4 protein-coding genes are annotated in these 11769 nt (G+C 69.8%); 2 read left to right on the plus strand and 2 right to left on the minus strand.

Annotation, left to right across the window (positions count from 1 at the left end; translation table 11 throughout):
• Nucleotides 1-110 precede the first annotated feature (110 nt).
• Nucleotides 111-8459, plus strand: a complete 8349-nt coding sequence (locus BM060_RS12745; protein ID WP_236695219.1) for a glycoside hydrolase family 94 protein — start codon at nt 111-113, stop codon at nt 8457-8459.
• Here BM060_RS12745 and BM060_RS12750 read toward each other — a convergent pair.
• Nucleotides 8442-9386, minus strand: coding sequence for a slipin family protein (locus tag BM060_RS12750; protein WP_082033872.1), 945 nt, complete (start codon nt 9384-9386; stop codon nt 8442-8444). The genes BM060_RS12745 and BM060_RS12750 overlap by 18 nt on opposite strands.
• A 72-nt stretch (nt 9387-9458) precedes the next feature.
• A complete protein-coding gene (locus BM060_RS12755; protein WP_236695220.1) occupies nt 9459-11366 on the minus strand; it encodes a class I SAM-dependent methyltransferase in 1908 nt (635 codons plus the stop codon).
• 242 nt (nt 11367-11608) lie between these two features.
• Between BM060_RS12755 and BM060_RS32955 the strand changes: the two genes are divergently transcribed.
• The gene (locus tag BM060_RS32955; protein ID WP_159458830.1) at nt 11609-11755 is read left to right on the plus strand and encodes a hypothetical protein; all 147 of its coding nucleotides are present in this window, start codon (nt 11609-11611) and stop codon (nt 11753-11755) included.
• Nucleotides 11756-11769 lie beyond the last annotated feature (14 nt).

Genomic DNA, 11769 nt, shown 5'->3' on the forward strand with positions numbered 1-11769 from the left:
TACGCGAAGAGCTGTTCGGCGTCGAGCGGCTCGAACAGCATGCACAAAGCCTGGCCCTTGCCCAGCAGGTGACGGAGCGTCCGCCGTCGGTGTTGCCCCTGCATGTTCGCATGAACGATAACGCAGCTGCCCTGCTGACGGCCTACCGGGCCAGTGCCGCCGAGCTGGAGGGCGGCCATGCGGTGGTACCCGCCGCCGAATGGCTGCTGGACAATTACCACATCGTCGAAGAGCAGATCCGCGAGATCCGCGATGACCTGCCGCCGGGCTACTATCGGCAGCTCCCCAAGCTCGCCGAGGGGCCGTTCGCCGGTTACCCGAGAGTCTTCGGGCTGGCGTGGGCCTTCGTCGCACATACCGACAGCCACCTGGACGTGGACCTGCTGCGGCGCTTCATCAGCGCCTACCAGCACATCCAGCCGCTGACCATCGGCGAGCTGTGGGCGGTGGCGATCACCTTGCGCATCGTGCTGATCGAGAACCTGCGCCGGCTCGCCGAACAGATCGGCAGCGGCCGGGCGGCCCGGGCCGACGCCGATGCGCTGGCCGACCGCCTGCTGGTGGCCGGGTGCGCCCGTTCGGCGCTGGATGCTGACATCGCCCAGCGCCCGCGGGGACCGCTGTCCGAGCTGTTCGCCGCGCAACTGGCCAAGCGCCTGCGCGACCAGGACCCGCGTACAACCCCCACGCTCGGCTGGCTGGAGGAGCGCCTGCGCGAGCAGGGCACCACGGTCGAGGAGGTGGTGCAACACGCGCAGCAACGCCAGGGCGCCTCGAACGTCACGGTACGCAACGTGATCACCAGCATGCGGCTGATTTCCGACACCGACTGGGCCCGACTGTTCGAGAGCGTCAGCCTGGTGGACGCGCATCTGCGTGCCGGCAGCGCCTTCGCCGCCATGGATTTCCCAACCCGCAACCTCTATCGCAACGCCATCGAGCAATTGGCGCGCGGCTCCAGGCTCAGCGAACTGCAAGTGGTCGACCAGGTACTGGCGGCCACCCGCCAGACCGCCCGTGACGGTCTGGCGGGTGTCGAGGCCTGCCGCGCGGCCGATCCGGGCTTCCACCTGATCGCCGAAGGACGTCCGGCGCTGGAGCGCGCCATCGCGTTCCGCGCGCCGTTGCGCCTGTGCCTGAGCCGCTTCAACGTACGCCTGGGCATAGGTGGCTACATCGGCGCCATCCTGCTGCTCAGCGCCCTGTTGCTGGTGCTGGCGGCGCAGCTCCTGCACCGCCCGGCACTGCCCTGGGGCTGGATGCTGGCGTTCCTGCTGTGCCTGTGCGTGCCGGTGACCGAGGCGGCAACCGCCCTGGTCAACCGCCTGGTCACCTGGAGCTTCGGCGCCATCACCCTGCCGGCGCTGGAGCTGCTGGACGGCGTACCGCAGGCCCTGCGCACGCTGGTCGCCGTACCGACGCTGCTGACCAGCGAGGCCGACCTGCTGGAGCAGATCGAGCGCCTGGAGGTGCACCATCTGGCAGGCATCGGCGGAGACCTGGCGTTCGTCCTGCTGCTGGACGGGGTCGATGCGCAAGAGGAGGTGCTGGACAGCGATGGGCCTTTGCTCGCGGTGGCGGCCGAGGCGATCGGGCGCCTGAACCAGCGTTATGGCCCCGGCCCCGGCGGCCAGCGCTTCTTCCTGCTCTACCGGCGCCGGCGCTTCAATGCCGCCGAGGGCTGCTGGATGGGCTGGGAGCGCAAGCGCGGCAAGCTGCACGAGCTGAACCGCCTGCTGCGTGGCGCAACCGACACCAGCTTCCTGCCGCTCGCCGGGGAGCCGCCACGGGGCCCGGCCGAAGTGCAACTGGTCATCACCCTCGATGCCGATACCCGCCTGCCACGGGAAGCGGCGCTGCGCCTGATCGGCAAGATGGCCCACCCGCTGAACCAGCCGCGCTTCGACGCGGCGTTGCAACGCGTGGTCAACGGTCATGCGGTGCTCCAGCCGCGGGTGACGCCATCGCTGCCGATGGGCGGCGAGGGCTCGCTGTACCAGCGGGTGTTCTCCGGCCCCGCCGGCATGGACCCTTACGCGGCGGCCGTATCGGACGTCTACCAGGACCTGTTCGGCGAGGGTTCCTATACCGGCAAGGGTATCTACGACGTGGATGCCTTCGAGGCCTCGCTGGCCGGCCGGGTAGGGGATAACCGCCTGCTCAGCCACGATCTGTTCGAGGGCATCTTCGCCCGCGCGGGGCTGGCCTCGGACGTCGAGGTGGTCGAGGAGTCGCCGTCGCGCTTCGACGTGGCCAGCAAGCGCATGCACCGCTGGACCCGCGGCGACTGGCAACTGCTGCCATGGATGCTCGGGCACTGGACGGGACCGCATGCGGTCCCGCTGATCGGCCGCTGCAAGATGCTCGACAACCTGCGCCGCTCGCTGGTCGCCCCCTTCGCCCTGGCCGGCCTGCTGCTTTGCTGGTGGCTGCCGCTGCCGCTGCCCCTGGCGCTGCTCGCCACGCTGCTGGTGCTGGTTATCCAGGCGATCCCAGCTTTGCTACCGATCGCCTGCGCACTGCTGCCGGCGCGCAGGGGCATCCGCCTGCGCACTCACTTCGCCATGCTCGGAGCCGACCTGCGGCGTACCGCGCTGCAGATGCTTCTGTCGCTGGCCTTCCTGCCCAGCCAGGCATGGAGCATGGGCGATGCCATTGTCCGTACCCTGTGGCGGACGTATGTCAGCCAACGGCACCTGCTGGAGTGGACCACGGCCGCGCAGTCGTCGAGCCGGCCACTGCCCGGCTGGCCCGGCAGCTACCGGCAGATGGCGGCGGGGACCACGCTGGCATTGCTGGCCGGGCTCGCCGGGCTGGCCCTGGCGCCGGCGAACTGGCCGCTGGTTCTACCGCTGACGCTGCTCTGGCTGGGCGCACCGGTTCTCGCCTGGCACAGCAGCCGGCCAACCCGCGTGGCCCGGCGGCTGAGCCTGTCGCTGGAGGACGCCGAGGCCCTGCGCCTGACCGCCCGGCGTACCTGGCGTTTCTTCGAGACCTTCGTCACCCCGGCGGACAACCTGCTGCCGCCGGACAATTTCCAGGAGCAGCCCAAGCCGGTGCTGGCGCACCGCACCTCGCCGACCAACATCGGCCTCTACCTGCTCTCGACGGTGGCCGCGCGCGATTTCGGCTGGGCCGGCGCCCACGAGACGCTGGCGCGCCTGGAAGGTACCCTGGCGGTGCTGGAGAAACTGCCGCGCAGCCACGGCCATTTCTTCAACTGGTACGGCACCCGCGACCTGCGTATCCTCGACCCGATGTACCTGTCCTCGGTGGACAGCGGCAACCTCGCCGGGCACCTGATCGTGCTCACCAACGCCTGCGAGCAATGGTGCGACCAGCCGACGGTGGCCCAGGCGCGCCAGGGCCTGCTGGATGACCTGCAACTGGCGCTGCAGGTCACCGATGGCATCGCCGGGCCGTCGCTGGCCGGTGGCGAGCCGTTGCGGCAATTGCAGGCCGAACTGGAAGAGATCCACGTCGCCCTGAGCGGCCCGCAGGCGCTGGATGCGCTGCTGCCGAGCCTCGGGCGCCTGGCCGAGAAGGCCGCCAAGGCGGCCGGCTGCCTGGTGCCGGCCGGCGAGGATGGCGCCGTGGGCGACCTGCTGTACTGGATCCAGGCCCTGCGCAAGGCCCTGGCCGAGCACAGCCGCGACCGTCTGCCGGTCTATCGGGACGGGTTGGCCGGGCGCCTGCAGGCCGCGGCCGACACTGCCCGGCGGCTGGCGCTGGAGATGGACTTCGGCTTCCTGCTCAACCCGGAACGCAAGCTGCTGTCGATCGGCTATTCCGTGGACGACAACCGCCTCGACCCGAGCTGCTACGACCTGCTGGCCTCCGAGGCGCGCCTTGCCAGCCTGTTCGCCATCGCCAAGGGCGACCTGCCGACCCGCCACTGGTTCCGCCTGGGCCGTACCGCGACGCCGGTGGTCGGCGGTTCGGCGTTGATCTCCTGGTCCGGCTCGATGTTTGAGTACCTGATGCCGTCGCTGGTCATGCGCGCACCGGCCGGCAGCCTGCTGGAGCGGAGCAATGGCCGGGTGGTGGCGCAGCAGCAGGCCTACGGCGCCGCCCTGGGCATCCCCTGGGGCATTTCGGAGTCGGCCTACAACGCCCGCGACCTGGAATTCACCTACCAGTATTCGAATTTCGGCGTGCCGGGGCTCGGCCTCAAGCGTGGGTTGGCCGAGAACGTGGTGGTCGCGCCCTATGCCACCGCGCTGGCGGCGATGGTCGACCCGCAGGCGGCACAGCGCAATTTCGAACGCCTGGCGGACATAGGCGCGCTCGGCCGCTACGGCTACTACGAGGCGCTGGATTTCACCCGTTCGCGGCTGCAGGACGAGGAAAACGTGGCGATCGTGCGCAGCTTCATGGCCCACCACCAGGGCATGAGCATCGTCGCCATCGCCAATACCCTGCAGGACGGGTGCATGCGCAGCCGCCTGCACCGCGAGCCGATGATCCAGGCCAGCGAGCTGCTGCTGCAGGAGCGCGTGCCGCGCGACGTGGCGCTGGCCCATCCGCGCGCCGAGGAGGTCACGGTGTCGGCCAGCGAGGGCCGTGGCGAGGCGTCGACGCTGCGCCGCGTCGAGGCCGCGCTCGGCGGACCGCCCATCACCCATCTGCTCTCCAACGGCCGCTACGCGCTGATGCTCACCGCCACCGGCGGCGGCTACAGCCGTTGGGGTGATATCGCCGTGACCCGCTGGCGCGAGGATGCCACCCGCGACGACTGGGGCAGCTTCATCTTCCTGCGCGACACGCAGAGCGGGGCGCTGTGGTCGCCGACCGTGCAGCCCAGCGGGCAGGCGGTGGAGAACGGCGAGGTGCTGTTCGACGAGGACCACGCCGAGTTCATCCAGCGCGACGCCTCGCTGGTGACCACCCTCGACGTGCTGGTGTCCGGCGAGGACGACGGCGAGGTGCGACGGGTTTCGCTGACCAACCACGGTCGCCGCCCGCGGGAAATCGAGCTGACTTCCTATGCCGAGGTGGTGCTCGCGCCCCCGGCCGCCGATGCCGCCCACCCGGTGTTCTCGCGGATGTTCGTGCAGACCGAGTACCTCGCCGAGTTCGGCGCGCTGGTGGCCACCCGTCGCCCGCGCTCGCCCGGTGATACGCCAGTGTGGGCGGCGCATTTCACCGTGGTTGAGGGCGAGCTGAGCGCCGAGCCGCAGTACGAATCCGACCGCGCCCGCTTCCTCGGCAGGGGCCGCAGCCTGCGCGAGGCGCAGGCGATCCACGCGCACCGGCCGCTGTCGAACAGTCAGGGCAGTGTCCTCGACCCGATCTTCTCGCTGCGCCAGCGCTTGCAGGTGGCACCCGGCAAGGTCGCGCGGGTGGCGTTCTGGACCCTGGTGGCGAGCTCCCGCGAGGCGCTGCTGGACCTGATCGACAAGCACCACGAGCGCAGCGCCTTCGAGCGCGCCAAGACCCTGGCCTGGACCCAGGCCCAGGTGGAGCTGCGCGACCTGGGCATCGACGTCGAGGAGGCCGCGGACTTCCAGCGCCTGGCCGCGCCTATCCTGTACGCCGACCGGCGTTTCCGCGCGCCGCCCGAGGCGCTCCGGCGCGGCGCCGGGCGCCAGTCGGGGCTGTGGCCGCTGGCGATTTCCGGCGACCTGCCGATCGTCCTGTTGCGCATCGACGAGATCGAAGACCTGGCACTGGTGCGGCAATTGCTGCGCGCCCGCGAATACTGGCGTATGAAGGGCCTGGACATCGACCTGGCGATCGTCAACGAACGCGCCTCGTCCTATGTGCAGGACCTGCAGGTGGCCATCGAGACCGCCGTGCGCAGCAGCCCGTCGCGCCCGCGTGCCGACGGCCAGGCCCTGCGCGGCGGCGTGTATACCCTGCGTGCCGACCTGATGACGCTGGAGGCTCGGGAGCTACTGCAATCGGTGGCGCGGGTCAGCCTGCCGGCCCGCCGCGGCTTGATCGCGGCGCAGCTCAGCCACCTGCCGCCGGCCGAGCTGCGCGTGCCACCGACCCGGCACGCCCAGGCAGCCGCCCCGGTCTTGCCGGCGGCCGCCGGCGAAAACGGCGAGCGGCCGGAGTTCTTCAACGGCCTGGGTGGTTTCGACCGCGATGGCCGGGAGTACCGCATCGATCTGGACGGCGAGCGCACCACCCCGGTGCCGTGGATCAACGTGATCGCCAACCCGGCTTTCGGCTTCCAGGTCTCGGCCGAGGGCAGCGGTTACACCTGGGCCGGCAACAGCCGGGACAACCAGCTCAGCCCCTGGTCCAACGACCCGGTCGTCGATCCGCCGGGCGAGGCCTTCTACATCCGTGACGAGGAGAGCCGGGCGCTGTGGAGCGTCACCGCGCAGCCGATCCGCGACGGCGGGGCCTACCATTGCGTGCACGGCTTCGGTTACAGCCGCTTCAGCCATTGCGCCCACGGCATCGAGGCGGAACTGCTGCAGTACGTGCCGCTGGACGATCCGCTGAAAATCTCCCGGCTGACCCTGCGCAACACCTCCGGACGCACGCGCCGGCTCTCGGTCACGGCCTACGTGGAGTGGGTGCTGGGGACCGCGCGCGGGGCGTCGGCGCCGTTCATCCAGACCGAGGTGGATGCCGCCAGCGGCGCGCTGCTGGCGCGCAACCCCTGGAGCATCGCCTTTGCCGACCCGCTGGCCTTCGCCGACCTCGGCGGCCGGCAGAGCGCCTGGAGCGCCGACCGCAGCGAGTTCATCGGCTATACCGGCAGCCTGGCGGCGCCACAGGCGCTGCTGGGCACTGCGCCATTGTCCGGGGCCTGCGGCGCCGGGCTCGATCCCTGCGCGGTCCTGCAGTGCGTGGTCGAGCTGGCCGCCGGCGAGTCTGTCGAGGTGCTGGGCCTGCTCGGCCAGGCCGGTTCGGCCGGCGAGGCGCGCGAGCTGCTCCAGCGTTACCGCGCGGCCGACCTGGATGCGCTGCTCGCGTCGGTGACCGCGCACTGGGAAGGGCTGCTCGGCGCGGTCCGGGTGCGTACGCCGGATCGCGCCATGGACCTCATGCTCAATGGCTGGCTGCTGTACCAGACCCTGGCCTGCCGCATCCATGCGCGCTCGGCGTTCTACCAGGCCAGCGGCGCCTATGGCTTCCGCGACCAGTTGCAGGACTGCCTGGCGCTGTCGTTCGCCTGCCCGGCGGAAACCCGCCGCCACCTGCTGCGCGTCGCCGGCCGGCAATTCGTCGAGGGCGACGTGCAGCACTGGTGGCTGCCGCAGACGGGGCAGGGCGTGCGTACGCGGATCTCCGACGACCGGGTCTGGCTGGCCTATGCCTGCGCCAGCTACATCGAGGCCTCGGGCGACGGCGCTGTGCTGGATGAGTCGGTGGCCTTCCTCGAAGGGCCGCAACTGCGCCCCGGCGAGAGCGATGCGTTCTTCCAGCCGCTGCCGGCGGAGGAGAGCGCCTCGCTGTTCGAGCACTGCGCCCGCGCCCTCGACCAGTGCCTGGAACTGACCGGCGCCCACGGCCTGCCGCTGATCGGCGGCGGCGACTGGAACGACGGCATGAACCGTGTCGGTGCCGCTGGCCAGGGTGAAAGCGTCTGGCTGGGCTGGCTGCTTCTGCATACCCTGGGGCGCTTCGCCGCCCTGGCCGATGGCCGTGACGACGAACGTGCCGCGCACTGGCGCGAACATGCGGGGCTGCTGCAGCATGCCCTGGAGCGCGACGCCTGGGATGGCCAGTGGTATCGCCGGGCGACCTTCGACGACGGCACCTGGCTGGGTTCGGCGGCCGGCGAAGAATGCCGGATCGACGCCATCGCCCAGTCCTGGGCGGTGGTCTCCGGCGGCGCCGACCCGGTGCGCGCGGCCATTGCCATGGACGCCCTGGAGCGCTGGCTGATCCGCCAGGAAGACGGCCTGGCCCTGCTGTTCACTCCGCCCTTCGACCACACGCAGCGCGACCCCGGCTACATCAAGGGCTATCCACCGGGCATGCGCGAGAACGGCGGGCAATACACCCACGCGGCGATGTGGAACATCCTCGCGCTGGCGCGCCTGGGGGAGGGCGACAAGGCCGCCGGGCTGTTCGCGCTGCTAAACCCCATCAACCATGCGCTTACGCCGGATGCGGTGCAGCGCTACAAGGTCGAACCCTATGTGGTCGCCGCCGATGTCTATTCGGTCGCCCCGCACGTTGGCCGGGGTGGCTGGAGCTGGTACACCGGCTCCGCCGCCTGGATGTACCGGGCCGGCGTGGAGGGCATTCTCGGTTTGCGCCGGGAGGGCGCGAACCTGGTCGTGGACCCGTGCATCCCGAGGGATTGGCCGGGCTTCGAAGCCAGTGTCTCGCTGGAAGGCTGCCGCTACGGGATCAGCCTGGTGTCCGCCGGGCTGCGCTGCCGCGGCATACAGCGGGCGCTGCTCGACGACAGGCCGTTGTCTTGCGATGAGGGCGCGATACGCGTCCGACTGCAGGCGGGCGAGCACCGTCTACAGCTGTTCCTTTGACAGCGCCTCGTCGAGGCGGGCTGCCTGGCGTCTTTCCTCGAGCACCTGGCCATTGCCGTGGGGCCGCTCGTGCGCCGTACCGGCGTATACCACGCCGGGCTGTGCCGCCAGGGACGCGGCGACGGCGGCCGGGTTCATGCTGTCGACCATCGCGCTGGGAATCAGGATGGTCGTGCCGCGTTCCTTGGTGGTCTCGTAGATGATGTTCATCGCCCGTAACTGCAGGGCCGAGGGCTGGCTGGCGTAGACCTTGGCGGCCTCGACGAAGCGCCCGGCGATTTCCGCCTCGGCCGAGCCGAGGATGATCCGCGCCTGCTTCTCGCGTTCGGCCTGGGCCTGGCGCGACATGGCGTCCTGCAAGGCTTCCGGGATGGCCACGTCACGGATTTCCACGGAGGTGACGGTTACGCCCCATTCCAGTGTCTTTTCGCCGATCTCGCGGCACAGCTGCCGGTCGGAGCTGCGGCGGTCGGAGAGCAGCGCGGCGAGCATCGACGAGCCGATCATCTCGCGCAGCGAGGTCTGCGCCACGCGGTCGATGGCCTGGCGGTAGTCGGTGATCGCCAGCGCGGCTTTGCGGGCGTCATGCACGTGCCAGAAGATGATGGCGTCGACGTTCACCGGCACGGTGTCGCGGGTCAGCGCCTGTTCGGCGTTGAAGGCGGTGGTCTGGATGCGTTCGTCGATCACCGCGACCACGCTGTCCAGCACCGGGACGATGGCGAACAGGCCCGGGCCGTGGACACCCTGCAGCCTGCCGGCGCGCAGCACCACGAATTTCTGCCAGGTGTTGGCCATCTTCAGTGCCTGTGCGACCACCAGGGCGCAGGCCAGCAGGGCGATGCCGGCCGCCAGGTGGTCGCTGTAGAAGAGCACGGCGCCGATGGCCGTGAGCACGGTGACGATGAACAGGGTGATGGGGTTCATGGTGGGACCTCCGGTGGTGCGATGATGGGTTCTCCCTTGACGCTGCGCGTGGGGCGTTCGCTCGTCTGTGCGCTATGACACCCTTGGCGTTGTCGCGGCGCGGTACAGGTGCCGCCGGGTCAGCGGCAGCGGGCTGGTGGCGCCGTCGGCGCGGCGGTTGGCGAGAATCTGGTAGACGCTGAGGCCGCCGGCTTCGAATTCCAGCGCGCTGGCCGCCATGTACAGGCGCCAGGTGCGGTAGATCGGCTCGGTGACGTGCTGCAAGGCCTCCGCGTGCTGCTGTTCCAGGCGCGCGACCCAGTGCCTGAGTGTCAGCGCGTAATGACGGCGCAGGGCCTCGACGTCGGTGATCTCGAAGTCCGCGCGCTCCATGGCGCGTTGGATGTTGCCGACGCTGTCCAGTTGCCCGTCGGGGAAGATGTAGCGGTTGATGAAGCGGGTGCCGGTGGTGGTTTTCCAGCCCTCGCGGGTGTTGGTGATCCCGTGGTTGAGGAACAGCCCGCCGGGCTTGAGCAGGCGCTGCACGGTGGCGAAGTACAGCGGCAGGTTGGCCAGCCCGACGTGCTCGAACATGCCGACGCTGGCGATCTTGTCGTAGCGGGCGGCGCCTTCGAGGTCGCGGTAGTCGCACAGCTCCACCGTCACCCGGTCTTCCAGGCCGGCCCGGGCGATGCGTTCGCGGGCCAGCTCCAGCTGTTTGCGGCTGAGCGTGATGCCATGGGCGCGCACGCCGTGATAGCGGGCGGCATGGATGATCAGCGCACCCCAGCCGCAGCCGATGTCCAGCAGTTGTTCGCTGGGTTGCAACAGCAGCTTGCGGCAGATGTGTTCGAGCTTGGCGTGCTGGGCCTGCTCCAGGTTGTCGCCGGGTTGTTCGAAGTAGGCACAGGAATAGACCATGCCGGCGTCCAGCCAGAGGCCGTAGAAGGCATTGGAGACGTCGTAGTGAAAGGCGATGGCGTCGCGGTTCTCCTGTTTCGTATGGCTTCTCACCGGGCGCCGGTAGCCTCCGGGGAGGGTTTCGCCGCTGCCGGCACAAGGCAGCAGCAAGGCCTCCAGGCCGATGCGCAGGCGCTGGTGCCAGGGCAGCGGGTTGTCCTGCAGCAGGTCCTTCATGCCGATGGCGGCGAACAGGTCGCCTTCGACGTCGATGTCGTCGCGCAAGTAGGACTCGACCAGGCGCAGTGGGTCGTGCCCCAGCACCAGCGCCTGGACCGCCGCGGGAGTACGGCAGACCAGGGTGAAGCGCGGTGCCCCGGCGTTGCCGAAATGCAGCTCGCCGCCGTCCCACAGGCGGATGGTGAAGTCCGCGTCGGTACCGCGCAGCAGGCGTTGCAACAACCGGCCCGCGGCTTCGGCGGCCGGCGAGCGTGGTGGCGCCAATCCGGCCGCCTTCGCTGTGCCCGGTGTGGGGCGGCCGCGCACCAGCGCCTGGCGGTCGCTGCCCAGCAGGCGGTCCCAAAAGCCGCTGGTCACCCCGTAGTGGCCAGGCTGCGCCAGCGTGCCATGGTGCCGGGCGTGGTAGCGCCGGCGCCCTGACAGCCAGCGATTGTCCATGCCGTGCCAGTGGTGCAGGGCGTGATGGGTGATCGAGTAGAGCAGGTAGCCGACGAGCACGCCGAGGGTGAGCGCCCCGGCGCGCCAGACATCGAGTAGCAGCAGGGCCGGCAGGAACACCAGCAGCGCCATCAGCGGGGCGCTGAGCAGCACGGGTATGCCGATCAGCGCGGTGGGGCGTCGGTGATGCTGCAGGTGCCAGTCGCGAAATGGCTGCAGGCCATGCAGCACGAAGCGGTGCAGCAGGTATTCGAGCAGCGTCCAGCCGAACAGGCCGAGCAGCGCGAGGAGCAGGCTCTGCAGACGCAGCACGGGTGGGCAGAAAGCTGCGAGCAGGCCCGCGAGGGCCAGGCTGGCCAGGCCATAGAGAATGAAGTCGGCGAGGTAGGCCGCCGGGCTGTGCTCCAACTTGAGCAGCTTCATGCTGGTCCCCGATCGGTGAGGGCGAAGGCTCGGGAATGGGCCTTCGGACTGAGCTTCCAGCATCCGTAATGGCGGCATCGGTGGTCTGTCTGCTAGCGCACGCAGGGCGGGGCGCTGAGCGCTATTGCGGTCTTTTGCTACGGATAAGTGCGTCGGCGCACCGACGCCTAGGGGGCATGCCTGTCACTGTCTCACTCCCGGTCTCCTCGCAGTTTCGCGAATCCCGGCACACAGAGGTCAGCATGAACAGAACGAACAAGCACAATCCCGGTAGCGGTTCTCCCAAGGCCGCTGAAAAAGCTCGTCCGCAATCACCGACCGATACCCGCACGGAACGCACGCAGGAAACCAGGCCCGGCATGAAAAAGGCCGAGCCCAAGGAAGCCTGACGGCCACAGCCCTC

Origin of the sequence: Pseudomonas citronellolis (genome assembly GCF_900112375.1) — a bacterium.
GTDB classification, from domain to species: Bacteria; Pseudomonadota; Gammaproteobacteria; order Pseudomonadales; family Pseudomonadaceae; genus Pseudomonas; species Pseudomonas citronellolis.

Coding starts and splice junctions, on each gene's coding strand:
- BM060_RS12750 (WP_082033872.1), bottom strand. CDS start 9,386: ATGAACCCCATCACCCTGTTCATCGTCACCGTGCTCACGGCCATCGGC.
- BM060_RS32955 (WP_159458830.1), top strand. CDS start 11,609: ATGAACAGAACGAACAAGCACAATCCCGGTAGCGGTTCTCCCAAGGCC.
- BM060_RS12745 (WP_236695219.1), top strand. CDS start 111: ATGAACGATAACGCAGCTGCCCTGCTGACGGCCTACCGGGCCAGTGCC.
- BM060_RS12755 (WP_236695220.1), bottom strand. CDS start 11,366: ATGAAGCTGCTCAAGTTGGAGCACAGCCCGGCGGCCTACCTCGCCGAC.